The sequence below is a fragment of the Niallia sp. XMNu-256 genome (assembly GCF_036670015.1).
GTDB lineage: Bacteria > Bacillota > Bacilli > Bacillales > Cytobacillaceae > Bacillus_BD.
This window is the reverse complement of the sequence record NZ_CP137636.1, coordinates 1973121-1991761: the sequence shown is the minus strand read 5'-3', so window position 1 is coordinate 1991761 and position 18641 is coordinate 1973121. Positions and strand designations below refer to the sequence as shown.

The following is an 18641-nucleotide window of genomic DNA, read 5'->3' as shown; positions in this document are numbered from 1 at the left end:
TTAACTCTATGTCAGCACCCTGTCACTAAACTTAACATTGTAATATACATTTTAAACATGTTAGAGTGGGCATTTTTTTCGGGACGTCACAACTTTTAAAGGCGTCCCGGTGACTTTGTTGGGTGTGATCGATTTAAATCTAGAAGAATTTAACGGGCAGCCGTATCTTTTGCTTAAAGTGTGTATTTTGCACATGATGAAAATGGTGTGAACAATCTAAAAGATATTTGTTTTAATTGCTGTTAATATAGAGGGAAACTTCCATCAGATGCGTTTTCTAACACTTCCACTGTTGGAAAGCTCCCTGCCTGCAGTTTGCTGGTCACGTAACGTTTCCGTAAGCCTATTTAGGCTGTATTGAACTTTCGGACCTTTTTTATGGGCAGTTGATCCCCACCTATCTTCAGATTCTTGGGTGGTAGTTTCACCGCCCGTTAAGCCTGATTACCCTATAAATAGATGGTTTGAGGAGATTATAATGAAGAAAAAAGTCGCAATAGTTACCGGGGCTTCCAGTGGTTTCGGATTATTAACCGTCATTGAATTAGCGAAAAGTGGATTTGATGTGATTGCTACTATGAGAGATTTACATAAATCTGAACTTTTAATTGAAAAGAGCAGCCAAGAAAAGGTACGGGATTTCATTACATTGCACGAGCTTGATGTAACGTCCAAGGAATCGATTCACGTTTTTAAAGAGTATTGTCTTCAATTTTCATCGATTGATGTATTGGTCAATAATGCAGGCCTCGCGATTGGTGGATTTCATGAAGATATTTCAGTGGATGACTATAGAGCCCAATTTGAGACGAATTTTTTTGGCGTGATTGCTGTTACACAAGCCATTCTTCCGCTGATGCGCACACAAAGAAGTGGAAGAATTATTAATATGAGCAGCATTAGTGGCAAAATGGGGTTCCCAGGTCTCTCCCCTTATGTAGCCTCCAAACATGCACTTGAAGGCTTTAGCGAAAGTCTGTCTCTTGAGGTTCAACCCTTTGGCATTGATGTGATTTTAATTGAACCCGGCTCTTATCAGACGAATATTTGGAGTGCCGTGGATGCAATCGAACGAAAGAAAGATACCGCGTATCAAACATATATGACTTCCCTTTTATCCATAATGAATTCGAGCAAAAGTAAATATGGGGATCCGACTGATGTCGCAAAATTAATTGCTAAGATTGCCTCCCAAACGAAAAAACCCCATTTTCGATACCCGATTGGAGTTGGAGTGAAGCGTAATCTACTTTTAAAAAATGTACTGCCTTGGAGGTTGATTGAAAAATGGATGTTGCGAATGATTTTAAATTATAAATTGAAGGAATAAAGGGAGACTCTTGATTCAAAAGATGTAGATGTATTTTTTTCTTTTAATTCCAGCAGAATCCAAGAGAGGCATCTCTGTTTCAAAAGGAAGTTTTGAAACATGGGATACCTCCCCATGTTACACTTTTTTTGTACCTTTGCTTTTATATGGTTTAGCACTTTTGGATCGGTTGGCACTCGCCTGCCAACGATTCCAGCCTTTCTTTCCGGTCCCTCTACCTATTCCGCTTTTCGCTTTAGCTTTTGTCATATCATCACTCCGTTACTATTATACCCATTCACCTTCTATGGTTAGTTCTTTCATATTTTCGACTAATTCATTCAGAATACCCTATTTTACTTAAAAGGGCTACCGCTATCGAATTATTTGTATGATGTTTGTATAAACTTACTTTTTAAGTTTATCAAATCCATTTTTATTACTAATAGAATGTGCAATAAAATAAATGATATATAAAATTGGAAATGAATAGATATATTTCCAGTTCTCTGGGTCATATGTCTTTAACCATTTAAAGGTTGGTTCACCCACAAATGCACTTCCCCCTGCAAAAATTAAGGCTTTTATGTACGGAATGGAATGTGGCTTCATCTGAATTAGAAACATCGTAATCACTGGTAATAGTGAAAAATCCCAAAGAAGATATGAAGGAATGAAAGGAAGGACATCATAATTATAATGCCTTGTCGATTCAGTGATTACTGCGATTGTATTTAGCATCCGACCGAAACCACAATAACTATCATGACGATATTGATTTAATGATATTCACTACGATTACTATCATCTCTTCCATCATTATTAAATAGTGACAGCCCCTGTTGAATCCTCAATCTCTATTATTCAGGTCGTCACAGCGGTCCACTCATCTTATTTAAATGTTTGGTACAATAAAAACATCAAAATGAAATTGTAGATCTTTCTTGAGTCTAAACAACTTTAATTTGTTTTTAGAAACAGCGACGAATAGTAAGAATTCAAGGATAAGAAAAGGAGGATGAAATGATGAATGACTATGGTACACTACATGAGGCAAACGGTCGTTATGTTTTAAAGTTCGAACGATTATTTTCTCATAATCTAGAAGATGTTTTCCTTGTAATTACAGATCCTAATTCCTTCTCCCAATGGTACCCTTTTGCTACAGGGGAGATGGATCTCAGACTTGGTGGCAAGATTGCCTTCGATGATGGGGAAGGGACGACATATACTGGTATCATCACAGAGTTAGAACAGCCCTATTTGTTTGGTTTCCGCGAGGTGGATGATCTAGTAAACATTTCATTGCAGGGTGAGGATAAAGGTTGCCGAATGATCTTTACCCATACTTTCGACGATGATTCTTGGGCAATTCATACCGCTGCAGGATGGCATAGATGCCTAGATGTATTGGTTCAAATCGTTAAGGGTGAACCAATTAAATGGCATGAGAATTCATCAAAGCTTCGTCAAATCTATAGTCAATTATTTAAGATAGCTCGTTAAATGGAACAAACAGTGGGATATATTCCCCACTGTTTGTTGTTAGTTGAGGCACCAACAGAATGCTATTGCACAGTATTTGCTAGAGATGTTTTTATTGTTTGCCACTCTTGGACCTTACTCCCTTTGTCGCTATAACAATTTTATAAAATGCGAAAAGTCATTGCTGTATATAATTCTTGTCTTAGCTTTTCTGTGAAACATTTCTGTGAAACAAGATTTTTCGGGACGTCACAGTGACCCGGTCTTTATTTCCCTCGCATTCTTTAGCTCTCTTAACATTTCTTTAATAAACTCGATTTGGTCTTCGCATATAATAAAGTCCATAAGGCGTTCCTCAAAATGAATGATGCGTCTATCCAATTCTTCTAAACTTAGGTTAACGATATTTTTCATAACCGTAACAACTCCTCTTTCTTTTTTTATTTAGTCTTATGTTAAAACAATTATTCGATTTAGGGATGTAACATTTGTCACTAAAAAGCAAAATAGTCTGACTTTTAAGTAAATTCATTCTTTTCTCATAGGACATACTATTCATAAATATATAAAACACTGTCATATTGTTAGCTCTATATTCTCATTGTTAAAGTTTAGATTTTTCTCGTATTTCATGAAAATCCGAACCGGGTTTGAAATTTATTTGTAAAAGGGCAAAATATGACCTTATCCTAAGTTAAAAGGATTTCTAAATTCACGAGACACACCAAAAAATTAGAAATGTAAATTAAATAAGCAACTAACCAAGAAGATTAGTTGCCTTTTATTACTTTTTGATAAAATGTTAATCTTTGTTCTGCGTTCCCTTTTGTAACGATATCAATTCCAGTGTATATCTCTTTATCTACCTTTTCTCCATTGACCACCCTTGCAGAAGTTTCCACGCTTAAGTAACCCATATCATACGGATTTAGCGAGATGGTTATCGGGACTACACCTTCTTTAACAAATTGAAGCATCTCTAATATGCCTCCTGTTCCCATAACAGGTACATCGACCCCTAGTTCTTGTACCACTTTTATAGCGGGAAGTGCTACATAATCAGTTGAGGTGACAACTCCTTTAAGGTCCGGGTGTTCCTGCAGAATCGAGTTCATCACTTTAGCAACCTCATTTAAATTATCAATACTCTCTGATAACTGATTGTATTCCGCAACGATTTGGATACCAGCCCCTTCCAAACTTGCTCTTGCACCTGCTAATCGTTCGGATTCAAACTTCATCTGTCTACCAAGAAGGACTACTTTTTCCCCTGGCTGGAGCTGGGAAGCCATTAAGATTCCTTCCTTTTCTCCTAATTCAAAGTTATCGGTTCCAATATAGGCCGTTTTCTTATCCCATTTTTCATCTGTCTGGATGAAAAAGATAGGAATATCCGCTGTGTGAAACTCCTCTAGTTTTGGAAAAATATCCGAATGCGCTGGGGCAATAACTAATGCATCCGGCTTTTCTTTTAAAGCCTCATCTAAAAGCTCGATCTGTTCTTTCACCGTTCCATTTTTAGGGGCAACAACCTTGCCGTTCATTTCAAAGTCTTTAAAGCCTTTTTCAGCACCTGCACTGACAATATCCCAATATTCATAATTAGAATCCATTAAAATAACAACAACTTTTGGTTTGTCTTTAATAAATTGCTTATAAATAAACGTACCTGAAATAACGATGCATAAGGCCAAGACGGTAATAAACCATAGCTTTCTTTTTCTGGACATAAGAACTCCGCCTTCCCTCTACTAATTAAGTCCAATTACGCAAAACCCTTTTCGCTATTTTTTGTAAAGCGAATTGAGAAGGTTGTACCATTAGGACTGGTGTCGATATTAATATCTGCTCCATGACGCTTCGCAATGCTGAAACAGATGGCCAACCCCAAACCTGTCCCATTGTCCTTTGTTGTAAAAAACGGCGTGCCCATTTTCTCAAGCACCTCAGGGCTAATTCCCGGTCCGGTATCACGGATGGTTAAAATGACAGCGTGTTCATCATTGTATGTTCCAATAGTTAGTTTTCCGCCACTTGTCATCGCATCAAATCCATTTAAAGCGATATTTAATATTAATTGCCGAATTTCTTTTTCATCGATAAAAATATCCGTACAATTTGGGTCTAGTTGAAGGACGACCTGTTTGCCGGAACGTAGGGCCTCCGCTTGCATTAACGGAAATAAAGATTCAATGATGGCATTTAACTCATACATCTTTTTATGGCTAACCTTATTTTTAGCCAAATTTAGAAACTCGGTAATAATGGAATTGGCCCTATCTAATTCAGCTAACATCAAATCAATATACTCATTTGATACTTGTCCACCCTTTGCAATTTGAAGAAATCCATAAACCGTTGTCATCGGATTTCGAATTTCATGAGCAATTCCGGCTGCCATTTCTCCGATTAAATTTAATTGGTCGAGCCGGGATATTCCTTTTTCAAGAAGAACCTTTTCCGTAATATCAGTTAATACTAATAGAATACAAGGTTCGGAATCGATATCTATCATTTCCGATGATAGTAAACCAGAGCGTTTATCCCCTTTTTTCGTCCGATATTGAATTTTCATATTTCGAATGGGTTGCTCTAAACGGATTGGATTCTCTGTTTCCTCTTCTACAAATTGAGCTAAGTGAAATCTTTGATTATTTAAATCATCGTAAAGGTATCCTGTATACTGTAGCCAGCTTGTATTCACATCGATATACGTTTCATCTTTTGTAGAAACAATCGCCATTAAATTCGGACTGGCATGAAAAACCTTGCGAAAACGTTCTTGGGATGCGAGGAGGTGTTCGGCAATCTTTTTCCGCTCCTTAATTTCTTGTTTTAACTTTTCATTGGCTGATAGAAACTCGAATGTTCGTTCCTCCACCATTTTTTCTAAATCAATGAATTGTTCCCTTCTTATTTCCTCTAGTTCCATGGAATACTGCTCTTCTGTGTGGCTAATCTTTTCTTCATATTTCTGATGGATTTCAACAAACTTTTCGATTTTCTGTTTTAATGTTTCAGGATGAAAGGGTTTAAAAATATAATCAATGGCCCCTACAGAGTAACCACGTTGAACATTTTCCCGATCTTGGCTAATCGCAGTAATGAAAATAATCGGTGTATGCTTCGTTTTTTCCCGTGCGCGAATCAATTTTGCTGTTTCAAAGCCATTTAACCCAGGCATTTGTACATCAAGCAAGATCACGGCAAATTCTTGCTTGATGAGGTATTTCAATGCCTCTTTTCCTGATGTTGCACTGACTAATTGATAGTTAGGGGATGAAAGCACTGCCTCTAGCGCAAGTAAATTCTCTGGATGATCATCAACCATTAAAATGTTTACATTTTTTGAGACGGTGTTATTGGATTTTTCGGTATAGTTTTTCTGTTGCGTCAGTTTCATCATAGAATTTTCCATAAGTAGTAAGTCGAACCCCCTCTCTTTTGCCTAAACATAGAAAACCGTATAAACTAAGACTTTCATAAAATAGCTTATGAACCTCGTTTTGTAAGGTCTGATTAAAATAAATTAATACATTTCGACAGATGATAATATCAAACTCATTAAATGAGGTATCTGTCACTAAATTATGCTCGGCAAAAACAATGTTTTTCTGCAGTAGCGGATTAAAAACGGCCTGTCCGCCTGCCACCTTATAATATTCTGAAAAGGATTTAGTTCCACCGGCTTCCATATAGTTTTTTGTGTACTGCTGCATATTTGCTAAACAGAAAGCCCCTTTCTTTGCCTGTTGGATCATTCTTCCATTAATATCGGTAGCAAAGATTCTCGCTTTCTCATAAACTCCCTCTTCTTGCAAAAGAATGGCCATTGAATAAACTTCTTCACCACTGGCACAACCCGCATGCCAAATTCGAATCTCCGCGTACTCTTTTACAATGGGAATGATCTTTTGCCGAAATGTTTGAAAAAATGACGGATCACGAAACATCTCGGTTACATTTATAGACAGATCAGAGGCTATTTCTTTCATTAACATCGGGTTACGCAGGACCCTTTCTTGAAGCGCTGAAATGCTTGCTGCATTTTCCTTATGAACTCGATTTAGAAGTCTTCTCAATATAAATGGCTTCGAGTAATTTCTGAAATCATATCCATAACAGCGGTAAATAGACTCGAGCAACATATCGGCTTCAATCTGTTCGATTTCTTCTTTTTGTACTTGTTCATGCGTCATGATATCCATGTTTTATCCCTTATCCTCTCTTTTGATACAACCACACATTCATGAGTGAGAATAATTGATCAATATTAATTGGCTTACTGATATAATCATTTGCCCCTGCTTCTAAACATTCTTCTCTGCTCTTCTTCATCGCCTTTGCTGTAAGAGCAATGATGGGCAAAGACTGATAGCTCGGCATTTGCCTAATTCTTTTAATGGCCTCAAATCCGTCCATCTCAGGCATCATAATATCCATTAGGACGATATCCGCGTCCGGATTTTTCTGCAGCATATCAATTCCTTCATATCCATTCTCCGCTGCGATAATTTCCATCCCTACCTTTTCGAGTGCAATCGTTAATGCGTATACATTACGGAAATCATCATCAATAATCAGCACTTTTTTATTTTGTAAAAATGAGTTTTCCTGTTCCGTTAGGCTAGTAGGTTCCTCACTCAATAAATCAAATGAATAATCATCATCTTCGAGACTTACTGCCGCTTCCTCAAAAGACTCCAACATTTCGATTTGTCTGTTCGGTGGTTGGATCGGCAAATAAAGAGTAAACTTGCTGCCTTTTCCTTCACTACTGGATAACTCGATGAAACCTCCTAACAAACTGGCCAATTCACGGCAAATGGCGAGTCCTAACCCCGTGCCGCCGTACTTTCGGCTCGTCGTTCCATCTGCTTGTCTAAACACTTCAAAGATGGCTTCCTGCTTTTCTTTCGGGATGCCAATCCCTGTATCAACCACAGAGAATGCCAGGAATTCAGACGTATGGTCAGCCCCTTGACCTCTCGGAACAATATCTTTACTTTCATGATGAATATCAAGGGTTACATTTCCCTGCTCTGTAAATTTAAAGGAATTAGACAAGAAATTATTTAATATTTGAAGCAAACGATGCTGATCACTGTATAAACTTTGTTGAGTATCTGCATCCCATTGAATCGTAAATTCTAAGCCTTTTTGCCTCGCTACTGGCAGAAAATGCATCATCAATTGTTCCTTAACCTCGTCTAAGTTCACCTCATTGTGAATGATCTCTAATTTTCCCGACTCTACCTTAGCCAAGTCTAAAATATCATTGATTAGCAGCAGAAGATCATTTCCGGAAGTATAGATGGTACGAATGTATTCTTGTTGCTTTTCTGTCAAATTGCCTTCGCTGTTTTCAGTAAGGATTTGCGCCAGTATCAGTAAACTATTCAATGGGGTTCGAAGCTCATGAGACATATTAGCTAGAAATTCAGATTTATAGTGGGAGCTCACTTCTAATTGCTGAGCCTTTTCTTCCAATGCCAACTTTACTTTCTCTAGTTCCTTTTTCTTTTGCTCAGAAGCAGTGTACTGTTCTTCAAGCTTTTCATTCGTTGTTCTTAATTCTTCCTGCTGCAACTGCAGTTCCTCAGATTGGACTTGTAGTTCCTCTGTTAAGCTTTGTGATTCTTGTAATAACCTTTCTGCTTTCATATGATTTGAAATACTATTGATTGCAATTCCAAATGTTCCTACCACTTCCCTGAGAAGCTTTATGTGACTGTCCATGAAGGATTCAAAGGAGGCGATTTCAATAACAGCCAGCGTTTCCCCTTCATATAATATAGGAAAAATAATAATGCTAGTTGGCGTGCTTTCTCCTATTCCTGAACGAATTTTTAAATAATTATCGGGTACATCATTTAATAGAATCGGCTTCTTTTCAAGTGCACATTGACCAACAAGTCCTTCTCCAAGTCGGAAAGATTCATATCTCTTATCGTCCCTTGGTAAGGCGTAAGTTGCTAATCTTTTTAAAAGCGTTTCTTCTTCTTCAGAACTTTTTATATAAAAAGCACCAAAACTAGCAGCTACCATTGGGACGATCTTTGACATAAACCCTTGAGCCAACATATTTAAATCCTTTGCCTCTGGGTACATCCGAACGATTTCTGTAATTTGCGTTTGTCGCCAGCTCTGTTCTTCCGCTTCCTCTAGCAATTTCTTTTCGTGTTGACTATGAATTTCAAGTTCAGAAACCATCTTATTATACGCATTGGCAATGGAACCAATCTCATCATTCGTGGAAAGCTCGATCCTCGGCAATTGTTCAGCATTGCTTTCACGAATTCCTTCCATAACAGATGTTACATAGTGAAGATTCTTTGTCATTCGACTAATCAGCAATATTACTAAACCAGCACCTACAATGATTGTAAGAGCAAGATAAATATAAATCGTTGATACTGCAACATTGTAAGTTTCTCTTGATGTAAGAAGTTCATTTTTCATTTCCTGTTCCTGTAACCCCACAAGAAGGTTGGTCACTTGCAGCATTCTTTCCCTTTTAAGATCAAGGTCATCAAAAAGCTTTTGGTCGATTTCTACATTTTGATCAATGGATTTCATGGTGACCCCATGCTGAATCGATTCGTTATAGGATTGAAGCAAGATTCGATATTTTTCTAGTAACTCCTTCGAAATATCTTGTTTGTCCTTGTCTTTTAAAAGCTCGATCTTTTGATTAATTGCCAAGTTTGACCTTTCCCAATGATTTACTCTTGTTGCATCAAGCTCCACCAACGAATTATCAATCATTTCCTTGCCAACTCGTGTGAAAACATCTGTTTCATTCTTAATGTCAGTTGCAATTTCAATTCGTTCATATAGGTCATTGACGACTACATGCATATTAACCATGGATTGTTCAAGCAAATTCATTAAATAAATAACACTAATTGAAATAAGCAATATGATCGCACCAATGCTCGCATATAGCTTTATTTTAAATTTCATTTTACACCCCGCAATACATATAATAAGAGAATTCTACTCTTTTAATCTGAACATTGTATCTATGCACACATGATTATGTAATTAACTGAAAAAAAACCGAATGTTCGAATGAATAGTGTTTTTTTACTATAATATCATAATATGCAGAAGATTCATCACATTTTTTGCTTTTATAACAATTTTAGAGATAATGACTCGGATTTATCAACCGTAGTCACAGGGACTTGTCGATTAATTAAATAAGCCACAACATTTTTTACAAAACGTGTGGCTGATATTTATTCGTTTTTCATACTAATCGTTCTTATACATATACCTACACAACTTGATGCTGATATGATGCTTTTATTAAAATGAATCTTCCACAAATTTCTTTGTCGTATATACCAATTACTGCTTTTGCCGTAAATATCTTTTATCATTCATAAAAATACTCCAAAAGTAAATAAAGCCAGGAAAGAGAATCGCAAATCCGATTATATAGGTAATAAATACAGCTCTAAATGAATTAGGGTCTGTAAAAGCCGAGTGAATGGTCACATTAGGGTAGATGATATACGGCAAATGTGCTTTTCCATATACATAACTTGCAATGAGGTATTGGATTGTTACTGCAATTACAGAGAGTCTTGGCATCCCCTTGACTCCCTTCTGAAAAGGAGAAGGGGCATATAATCCAATCCCTATAATCAAAAAGAAGCCAACTGAGAGAAATAATAATGGAAAGTCGTCCATCATTCGATTGTATAACCACTCAGCCTCATTTGGTAATGTAAGCATAATGAGAAAGGCCATTAGTAAGGTTATGGGTCCTAATATTTTCCCATCGCGAAGATATATTTGATAGGCCTTCATTTCATTCGATGCTTTCGAGTAATCCGCTAACAATAAAGATGAGAGAAAAAGAGTACTGCTGATAGCAAAACCAATAAAAGCATATACATTTGGGCTTGTAAAAAGCCTCTGTAAATTTAAATTCGCTGCACCGTTCCCGTAATCAACAAATTCTCCATGTGTAATGGGCAATACACTAATTAATAGACCAGGAATGATTATGCCAGTAATACCTGATATGTACGTTAATGGCTTCTTAAATTCGATGGCAATATTAGAAAATACTAAAAATGCGCTTCGCAATGCCAGTAAAAGCAAAATGATGCTTCCTGGAATAATCAGGATCGTGCCTAGAGTGTATGCTGCAGTTGGAAAAAGACTATAGATCGCTACAACTAATGCAACAATAAATGTATTTGTCACTTCCCAAGTCGGGGATAAATACCTGTTAGCAATATTGGTTGCTTTCGTTTTTTCTCGATTCATGTAAATCATTGACCAAAAACCAGCACCAAAATCCATCGTTGCCATGACAGCATAAATGAAGACAAACCCCCATAACACGGTAACCGCAATAAGAGCATCAGTCATTGGATATCCTCCTATGAATTTGAACTGAATAAACGGACATTTTTATTTTCTGCACGCTCGAGATCATCTAACTCTGTATTTTTTCTAAAGTAGTACAACAATACAAACACAACGGCAATCGCTAAAATAATGTATACAGAAATAAACAAGATGAATAATGTACTTAAGTTCGTTGCCGTTGTTGCTGACTCAGCTGTTGATAATATCCTGTAAATCACCCATGGCTGGCGACCCGTACAAGCAAATATCCATCCAAATTCAATAGCAAGCACGGCCAATGGACCTGTCGTAACGAGTGTCCAAAGCATGAGTTTTGGATATTGCTTCTTTTTTAATAGTTTATGCCAAGCAAACACGAGTATGGGAATAAGGATAAGCAACGAACCAATTCCAACCATTGCGTTAAAAAGAGTATGGATAAATAATGGTGGCCAAAGCTCCTCAGGAAAATCATTCAAACCAACAACGACGGTATCAAAGCTATTTCCAGCAAGAAAGCTTAGCGCCCAAGGGATTTCAATAGCCCCTTTTATTTCTTTCGTCTCTGGATCTGTAAAACCACCGATGGCAAGTGGCGCATGTGATTGAGTTTCAAATAGTCCCTCTGCAGCAGCTAGCTTTTCTGGTTGGTATTCATGTAAATATTGAGCAGCAGAATGCCCATTTAGTGCGGTTAAGAAAGCAAAAATACACCCGACCACTAAACCAATCTTCAATGCCTTTTGATGAAAAAGATAAATTCTAGACCCAGATTCATTTTTCATCATTTTAAAAGCGGCAACAGAACATACAACAAAAGCTCCAACAACGTAAGCGGACAATGCAACGTGCCCAGCAGTTACAAAGAAGCTTGGGTTAAAGAATGCAGCCCAAGGATCAATGTCTACAAATTCCCCATTCTCATATCGGAAGCCTGCAGGAGTCCCCTGAAAAGCATGGACATTCGTAATCAATACGGCTGAAGCTAATGCACCGATAGCGACTAGGATGAGGCTTACGATTCTCATCCAAGGAGCGATTCTTTCTGCTGCATAAACATAGATCGACATAAACAGGGCCTCTATAAAAAAGGCATAGATTTCAATTTGAAAAGGAAGCGGCATGACCCGACCGATGACTTCCATAAAACCAGGCCAAAGTAACGATAATTGGGTTCCAGCAATCGTACCAGTTGGGATACCAACTCCAAGTAAGACTGCAAATGCCTTTGTCCAACGCTTAGCCATTACGACATAATCTTGATCTTTCGTTTTTTGGTAAAGCAACTCAGCAATCAGTATCATCAACGGCAACCCTACTCCTATTGTTGCAAAGATAATATGAAATGCCATCGTTGTACCAAATAAAGAACGGGCTATTAAAAGATCGTCCATCATCCATTCGTCCTCTCCAAGTTTTAGTTGTCTTTTAACAATCATTCCCAATTCATTCAATAATATGTAATTAAGCTTGGAGGACGGTTATAAGTGAAAAGTAGCTACTTTTTGTTGAATAAACCTGCCAGTTAGTTAATAATCCCCATAAAAAAGCGCTTGGGCTTATCTTTCTTTTCCCAAGCGACAAGAATCATTAAATTAGGCGTTTTCCAACTCAATAGCAAAGCTTTTTTGCAAAGGATTGAAGTTTTATTTTTAATCTTCCCCTTAATCCCCTTCTTTTAGTGAAGACTCTGCAGCAAGATCGTCTTCTTCCCCTTTCGGAATCCTTTATCTAATCTTCCCGCATTCTCAATATCGCCTGAAGCTTCATACCCGCCGACTTTAGCATTGGAAGTTGTCCCATAAAAGACTCATTCCGCCTAATTGTACATTAATATTCTCTTGTTTCTTATCCATTTTAATCACTCTATCTATTAATGTAACCAGAGGAGATGAAATTTATAGACAATCGTTTTTCCATCTTGACCAACACCGCCAGCTTTCGGAAACTCTTATCATTCTCAGAGATAATTTTTTGATACAAACCTTATTTTTCTCCATTACAGAAATGATCACTCTAAAGAAAAATAAACCACTTTATTTCTCTTGTTTTCTCCAAAATATAAGTAGCCTGATTTATTGTTTATTTGCAGCCAAATTCATCCCGAACGCCAATGGATGGATGATCGCCGTTCCCATATTTCTGTTTTGTACATATGTTGTAATTACGTTAGAGATGAGGCTCTAAACTTGGCAGGTTCATACGGAGCGAATATGACTGAAGTGATGCAAACAACACACCAGTCCAATCCACTATTTTGTTCATACATAATCCATTACAAATAAGATTATTAGAATAAAATAAGATAAATAAAGAGGAGGAGTACATTTGAACGTTTTATTTGTGTGCCTGGGGAATATTTGCCGGTCACCGATGGCTGAAGCCTTGTTTCGTCACTTAATCAAAAAAGAAAATTTGACAAACAAAATTACAGTTGATTCCGCTGCAACCAGCCCATGGCAAATCGGCTTCCCTCCACACGCAGGAACTCTTACTATTCTAAAAAAATACAATATAACTTCCGATGGGCTTGTTGGACGCCGACTAAAGAAAGAAGACTTTTGGAAGTTCGATTATATTATTGGTATGGACAAAAGCAATATAAAAGATATTTACAGGATAACCGGCAAGCCGAATCATCCAAAGATTATTAGACTACTCGACCTGACCAAATACAAGAAAGACATCCCTGATCCATTTTACACAAATAATTTTGAGGAAACCTTCCATCTTGTTTCAGTAGGTTGCCAGGCATTACTCAATAAAATACGTAGGGAACAAAAACCATAATGTTAATTTATGGGGTAACCATTATTTTAATTTAGATAATGGATTGCCGCCCCACCCCAATCCTTAGAACAAGAAATTCATTCTTTAACCACTTTCAATAAATTAATAGTTTTTTTCCTCTCGGGTTTCAGAGCCTTTATTTTTTACAAGATGTGATCCCCCAAAAAAATTTTCTTCATCTTAATTGAATCAGGGAACAAATAAGGCATCGGTTGGGCCGTATTTTTTAAGGAACCGATGTTTATGCTTATTTAATATGAATTTTGTGCTTACTATTATTTTTTTAAAAGGTATCTTTTAGAAAAAGGTAAAGCACACCTTCCTGACAGCCCAAAATGCAAAAAGAGAGACTGGCTCTTTTTGTATTTTTTATTGGCTACTTTCTGCAGGAATCGCGAATAATAAGGGAAGTCCTAATTGGATTATAACGGTATGACATTTAAAAAATTCAATATTTTCAATCACACATTGTACTACTTGTTCCAACCAAGTTAAGCAAGCTAATAGTATTAGTAGGACAGATTAGTTTAAAGTCGAGAATTATTAGGAGATGTCTCGTTATGTCATGGAAATCATTCTTTTCATACGAATTCATAAAAGATATTAGAATTTCATTAGGTATCCTCTTGTTGTTTTTACTATTCAGGAAGATATTTGCCAAGTATATCATTGCTCTAATCGTAAAAGGGATTCGAAAAGAGGCACACCCCTTTTTTTCTCGTATGTTTTTATCATTTGAAAAACCCATTCAGTGGCTGTTTATTCTATTAGGAATTTTTTTAGCCGCTTGGCAGCTCCCTTTTTTTGATCATACACATACGTTATTTATAAAATTAATAAAATCCGCTATTATTTTTCTTGTAGGTTGGGGTTTTTTTAACTTATCATCTTCATCCTCACTTATTTTTGCAAGGCTTAACGAAAGATTCAATTTTGGAGTTGATGAAATTCTCATCCCTTTCTTATCTAAATTATTGCGAGCTATTATTGTGATTGTCATCTTTAGTGCGATTGCTGCAGAATTTAATTATAATGTGGTTGGTTTGGTTGGAGGTTTAGGATTGGGCGGACTTGCATTTGCCCTAGCTGCTAAAGATGCACTCAGTAATTTTTTTGGAGGAGTTATAATCATTACAGAAAAACCTTTTACAATTGGAGATTGGATTTTGACACCTAGCGTAGAAGGTACTGTTGAGACAATTACTTTTAGAAGTACAAAAATACGAACATTTGCACAAGGTCTTGTTACGGTACCAAATGCAAAATTAGCAAATGAAAACATAACGAACTGGAGTGAAATGGGAAAAAGGCGGATTGTATTCAGTTTAAGTGTATCGTATGAAACACCCAAGGAAAAGTTAGAAGATGTTATTAGTAAGATCGATTTTATGTTGAAAAATCACTCTGGAGTCGACCAAGACACAATTGTTAGTAAGTTTGATAAATATGGAGACAATGGATTAGATATTTACATTTATTTTTTCACAAAAACAACAGTCTGGTTAGATTTCTTAGAAGTCAAGGAACAAATCAACTATAAAATAATGGATATTCTTGAAAATGAAGAGGTTTCTCTTGCCGTTCCTAATAGAAAGTTATATGTAAATTCAAAAGCAGAAGGATATCGTAAAGTCACATTTAAGCCTTTAAAGTCAAGTACCTAAAATCTACACTAGATTCAGTGTTTATTCTATCTAACAAGTTTGGAGAGGGTGTCCCAAGTGTAACTTTAGGGGCATCCCCTTTTTGATTTGACTCCAAAAACTTAGTTTAATTTAAGTAACTGTTCGGATAGTAAGTTTACGCTATGTGCTATGCGCTACTAAGCGTATAAAAGCACGGCTTGTATATGTACAGATCCGTGTTTATTTTGTAAATATAAACAGCTTGTAGAAGCAATTCGTCTAATTTCATACCGCTTATTTACCCGCATATGCTGTTGCTGCTGCGTTTGTTTGATCATTGCTTGTTATTTATAGGTTATATAGTAAAAAGTTTGCATTACCATAGAGTGACGGTATTTATAATTCAATGCAAGTTAATAAACTATCCCCTCGGCTATATTAGAGATATATCGATATTTTTTTCAGATTATTCCTTATAAATCCAATGGTTACTAAGAAAATAGCCATGATCATTGGAATCCATAAATGATAGGAGCTTGGTATCACATTGAATAAAGAGGTCAATCCGTTGTCTTCAATGATCATTTTACCTGCTGCATAAGCTAAGAAACCGGCACCTACATAAATAATAATGGGGAATTTTTCCATAAGAATGATCAAATAGCGACTTCCAAAGATGATAATTGGGATGGAAATGAGAATGCCCCATATTAAAGGCTTCATTCCATCTGCCACACTGGTTAATGCAATCACATTGTCGATGGACATGGCTAAGTCTGAGATGGCAATTATTTGAATGGCGCCCCAAAAACTATCCGATGGCTTCACATGACCTTGATCTTCATTTTTTTGCACGATGAGTTGGTAAGCAATTCTAAAAAGGATCACACCACTAACTGCTTGGACAAATGGAAATTCTAAGAATCCAATAATGACAGTAGCTGCTATGATTCGAAGACTAATCGCGCCGAACATTCCCCAGAAAATGACTCTTCCTTGTAAATGTTTTGGGACCTTACTGGCAGCTAGCGCAATGATCACCGCATTATCGCCCGATAGCAAAATATCAATACCTATTAAAGCGGCTATTTCCAACAAACTCATTTTTGATCCTCCGGTATCATCATTAGAATTATTCTTGAAGTTTATTTCCTAGACGTTTCTTTCCTTGTATAAACATATACAAATGGAGTAAAAAAAGAAGTAATTTTTTTGTCCATGAAGAATGTAAGTATAAGCATTTCTAATATCCATAACTTCTTCGAAAACTGTACCTGTCTTTATGTGTTTAGCCAAACCTTCTCTTTCGCGATGACCATTATTACTTATTAGTATAAAAATCCTTCCATTTTTTAAATATACAAAAAATTAACACTTATGTTAAGGCCACCTCCTGAATAAGATGGTAAAATAAGTATAAAGTGAAGTCCGTAGAGGGCGGATTCATTCATCCCCTCCTGATGGTTAGACGAGCTAGCTTAACTGATTTTGTCAGAGTGCAAAAGTCCCTCACAGGTGAAGCATATTGAAATACTCTTACAATCATTATTCTTAAGCTCTTAGCAAGATTTGGGACGATCTTCACGGGGAGTTGATTTCCTTTTGAGTTCCCGTGGTGTTATACTTCCTGCCGTTATGAGGGGATGAAACGGAGGTTAAGGGATTTGGGAGATTTTCTCGATTTTATTTATAATGGTTATAACTACAAGCTTTATGTCCCAAGTGAATATCATTCAGACCAGGCGGCTCCGTTGTTGGTCATGCTTCATGGATGTGGACAAAATCCAGAAGACTTTGCGGCAGGAACGAACATGAACGTACTGGCTGAAAAGGAAAACTTTCTTGTCCTCTATCCAGATATGAACCGCTCAATTAATCCTACAAATCTGTCTGGGTATAACCCCTATGGGTGCTGGAACTGGTTTTATGACCAAAATCAACACCGTGGACAGGGACATCCTAAACTGATTTATGAAATGATTCATGAGGTCAAAAGTAAATACAAGATTGACTCCAATAAAGTGTATGCTGCGGGTCTATCAGCAGGCGGGTCCCTTGCCTGTATCCTTGGTGTTACGTATCCAGATGTTTTTAATGGGATTGCCATCTTTTCAGGTTTAGCCTATGGCGCGGCCAATGTACTTTTTCTATTTGATCCTACGGCAGAAGCGGCTAAACATCGAATGGAGAAAGGTGTACCTGATCCATATGAATGTGGAAACCGTGCCTTTCAAGAGATGGGAGAGTTTAAGAAGAAAATGAGGGTGATTGTTTTTCACGGAATTTGTGATACAGTCGTTCACCCGATTAATGGTAAACAAGTGATTACTCAGTGGGCTCAGACTAATTTTCTCGTTGAAGGCGGTATCGGACTTGCCGATGTTACCCCAAACGAGGTCCATTCAGGAATCATGAACGAGAGAAGCTACACCCAACAAATTTATCATGATGGGGACGATCTCCCTTTATTGGAACTTTGGATGTTTGATCTTATCGGGCATACTTGGTCAGGCGGGAACCCGGAAGGCTCTTACACAGACGCTTTAGGTCCAAATGCAACTGAAATTTTATGGAACTTTTTCAATAAACCTCAACAACAACTAGAGGAAAACAGAATTGAAACGACAGCCATCAAACCAATCTATCCCCCCGCTGTGCTGCCAGACGACCTACCTGCTTTGCCTGTTACTCTACCGATCCCAACAATTGAAACTGTAATGAAATTGCCAAGGGAAGTAACTACTAAAACGGCAATTGAGGAAACTGAAAAATTACAGATCGAACCGCCAAGTGAAGGAACCATTATAACGCCAATCGTGGAAACTGAAAAACATCAGAACGAATTGCCTAGTGAATTAACCGTTAAAACGCCAATCCAGGGAATCGACACAACACAGACCGAATCGCCTAGTGAATCAACAAAAAGGAATGCATTTAGCTCCTTCCTATCAAAACTTATGAAAAGAAAAAATAGAAAGTAAAAACACCCACCAAAGAACTGATAATCAGCGCTTTTTGGTGGGTGTCATTTTTCGAGGTGTCACTGTGACGCCATCTGGTAA

Annotated in this window: 16 protein-coding genes; 5 read left to right on the top strand and 11 right to left on the bottom strand. The window is 37.1% G+C overall.

Going from position 1 to position 18641, the window contains the following annotated elements; translation table 11 throughout:
• Positions 1-478: 478 nt before the first annotated feature.
• On the top strand, positions 479-1330 hold the full coding sequence (locus R4Z10_RS10045) for an SDR family oxidoreductase (RefSeq protein ID WP_338473027.1): 852 nt from the start codon (positions 479-481) through the stop codon (positions 1328-1330).
• Between the two features lie 117 nt (positions 1331-1447).
• Here R4Z10_RS10045 and R4Z10_RS10040 read toward each other — a convergent pair whose 3' ends face one another.
• Both R4Z10_RS10040 and R4Z10_RS10035 read right to left on the bottom strand, forming a co-directional pair.
• Entirely contained in the window at positions 1448-1579 is a 132-nt protein-coding gene (locus tag R4Z10_RS10040) for a DUF3934 domain-containing protein (protein WP_338473026.1), read from the bottom strand.
• 138 nt (positions 1580-1717) lie between these two features.
• Positions 1718-2050: a CBO0543 family protein gene (locus R4Z10_RS10035; RefSeq protein WP_338473025.1), complete on the bottom strand. Its 333-nt coding sequence runs from the start codon at positions 2048-2050 to the stop codon at positions 1718-1720.
• A 285-nt stretch (positions 2051-2335) separates the two neighbouring features.
• Here R4Z10_RS10035 and R4Z10_RS10030 point away from each other — a divergent pair, with 285 nt between their 5' ends.
• Entirely contained in the window at positions 2336-2815 is a 480-nt protein-coding gene (locus R4Z10_RS10030) for an SRPBCC family protein (protein ID WP_338473024.1), read from the top strand.
• 228 nt (positions 2816-3043) lie between these two features.
• Here R4Z10_RS10030 and R4Z10_RS10025 read toward each other — a convergent pair whose 3' ends face one another.
• The 7 genes from R4Z10_RS10025 to R4Z10_RS09995 form a co-directional block, all read right to left on the bottom strand.
• Entirely contained in the window at positions 3044-3208 is a 165-nt protein-coding gene (locus R4Z10_RS10025; protein WP_338473023.1) for a hypothetical protein, read from the bottom strand.
• 356 nt (positions 3209-3564) lie between these two features.
• Entirely contained in the window at positions 3565-4524 is a 960-nt protein-coding gene (locus R4Z10_RS10020) for a sugar ABC transporter substrate-binding protein (RefSeq protein WP_338473022.1), read from the bottom strand.
• 35 nt (positions 4525-4559) lie between these two features.
• Positions 4560-6212, bottom strand: coding sequence for a response regulator (locus R4Z10_RS10015; protein ID WP_338473021.1), 1653 nt, complete (start codon positions 6210-6212; stop codon positions 4560-4562).
• Positions 6154-7002 (bottom strand): protein-glutamate O-methyltransferase CheR, encoded by an 849-nt coding sequence (locus R4Z10_RS10010; protein WP_338473020.1) that lies wholly within the window; start codon positions 7000-7002, stop codon positions 6154-6156. Before R4Z10_RS10010 ends, R4Z10_RS10015 begins: the two co-directional genes overlap by 59 nt.
• A gap of 10 nt (positions 7003-7012) precedes the next feature.
• On the bottom strand, positions 7013-9760 hold the full coding sequence (locus R4Z10_RS10005) for a response regulator (RefSeq protein WP_338473019.1): 2748 nt from the start codon (positions 9758-9760) through the stop codon (positions 7013-7015).
• 390 nt (positions 9761-10150) lie between these two features.
• Complete coding sequence (locus R4Z10_RS10000) at positions 10151-11185, bottom strand: cytochrome d ubiquinol oxidase subunit II (protein WP_338473018.1); 1035 nt, start codon at positions 11183-11185, stop codon at positions 10151-10153.
• An 11-nt stretch (positions 11186-11196) separates the two neighbouring features.
• On the bottom strand, positions 11197-12558 hold the full coding sequence (locus R4Z10_RS09995; RefSeq protein WP_338473211.1) for a cytochrome ubiquinol oxidase subunit I: 1362 nt from the start codon (positions 12556-12558) through the stop codon (positions 11197-11199).
• Positions 12559-13492: 934 nt separating this feature from the next.
• Here R4Z10_RS09995 and R4Z10_RS09990 point away from each other — a divergent pair.
• Both R4Z10_RS09990 and R4Z10_RS09985 read left to right on the top strand, forming a co-directional pair.
• Positions 13493-13954, top strand: a complete 462-nt coding sequence (locus R4Z10_RS09990) for a low molecular weight protein-tyrosine-phosphatase (RefSeq protein WP_338473017.1) — start codon at positions 13493-13495, stop codon at positions 13952-13954.
• A 722-nt stretch (positions 13955-14676) separates the two neighbouring features.
• Positions 14677-15618 (top strand): mechanosensitive ion channel family protein, encoded by a 942-nt coding sequence (locus R4Z10_RS09985; RefSeq protein WP_338473016.1) that lies wholly within the window; start codon positions 14677-14679, stop codon positions 15616-15618.
• A gap of 158 nt (positions 15619-15776) precedes the next feature.
• On the opposite strand, the gene R4Z10_RS09980 is transcribed toward R4Z10_RS09985, so the two are convergent.
• Both R4Z10_RS09980 and R4Z10_RS09975 read right to left on the bottom strand, forming a co-directional pair.
• The gene (locus tag R4Z10_RS09980; RefSeq protein ID WP_338473015.1) at positions 15777-15917 is read right to left on the bottom strand and encodes a hypothetical protein; all 141 of its coding nucleotides are present in this window, start codon (positions 15915-15917) and stop codon (positions 15777-15779) included.
• A gap of 100 nt (positions 15918-16017) precedes the next feature.
• Positions 16018-16683: a YjbE family putative metal transport protein gene (locus tag R4Z10_RS09975; protein ID WP_338473014.1), complete on the bottom strand. Its 666-nt coding sequence runs from the start codon at positions 16681-16683 to the stop codon at positions 16018-16020.
• Positions 16684-17243: 560 nt separating this feature from the next.
• Between R4Z10_RS09975 and R4Z10_RS09970 the strand changes: the two genes are divergently transcribed.
• The gene (locus R4Z10_RS09970; RefSeq protein ID WP_338473013.1) at positions 17244-18560 is read left to right on the top strand and encodes a PHB depolymerase family esterase; all 1317 of its coding nucleotides are present in this window, start codon (positions 17244-17246) and stop codon (positions 18558-18560) included.
• Positions 18561-18641 lie beyond the last annotated feature (81 nt).

What these genes read in the sequence shown, in the direction of transcription:
- R4Z10_RS10045 (WP_338473027.1), top strand. Translation starts at nt 479, where the DNA reads ATGAAGAAAAAAGTCGCAATAGTTACCGGGGCTTCCAGTGGTTTCGGA.
- R4Z10_RS10040 (WP_338473026.1), bottom strand. Translation starts at nt 1,579, where the DNA reads ATGACAAAAGCTAAAGCGAAAAGCGGAATAGGTAGAGGGACCGGAAAG.
- R4Z10_RS10035 (WP_338473025.1), bottom strand. Translation starts at nt 2,050, where the DNA reads ATGCTAAATACAATCGCAGTAATCACTGAATCGACAAGGCATTATAAT.
- R4Z10_RS10030 (WP_338473024.1), top strand. Translation starts at nt 2,336, where the DNA reads ATGAATGACTATGGTACACTACATGAGGCAAACGGTCGTTATGTTTTA.
- R4Z10_RS10025 (WP_338473023.1), bottom strand. Translation starts at nt 3,208, where the DNA reads ATGAAAAATATCGTTAACCTAAGTTTAGAAGAATTGGATAGACGCATC.
- R4Z10_RS10020 (WP_338473022.1), bottom strand. Translation starts at nt 4,524, where the DNA reads ATGTCCAGAAAAAGAAAGCTATGGTTTATTACCGTCTTGGCCTTATGC.
- R4Z10_RS10015 (WP_338473021.1), bottom strand. Translation starts at nt 6,212, where the DNA reads ATGGAAAATTCTATGATGAAACTGACGCAACAGAAAAACTATACCGAA.
- R4Z10_RS10010 (WP_338473020.1), bottom strand. Translation starts at nt 7,002, where the DNA reads ATGGATATCATGACGCATGAACAAGTACAAAAAGAAGAAATCGAACAG.
- R4Z10_RS10005 (WP_338473019.1), bottom strand. Translation starts at nt 9,760, where the DNA reads ATGAAATTTAAAATAAAGCTATATGCGAGCATTGGTGCGATCATATTG.
- R4Z10_RS10000 (WP_338473018.1), bottom strand. Translation starts at nt 11,185, where the DNA reads ATGACTGATGCTCTTATTGCGGTTACCGTGTTATGGGGGTTTGTCTTC.
- R4Z10_RS09995 (WP_338473211.1), bottom strand. Translation starts at nt 12,558, where the DNA reads ATGGACGATCTTTTAATAGCCCGTTCTTTATTTGGTACAACGATGGCA.
- R4Z10_RS09985 (WP_338473016.1), top strand. Translation starts at nt 14,677, where the DNA reads ATGTTTTTATCATTTGAAAAACCCATTCAGTGGCTGTTTATTCTATTA.
- R4Z10_RS09980 (WP_338473015.1), bottom strand. Translation starts at nt 15,917, where the DNA reads ATGATCAAACAAACGCAGCAGCAACAGCATATGCGGGTAAATAAGCGG.
- R4Z10_RS09975 (WP_338473014.1), bottom strand. Translation starts at nt 16,683, where the DNA reads ATGAGTTTGTTGGAAATAGCCGCTTTAATAGGTATTGATATTTTGCTA.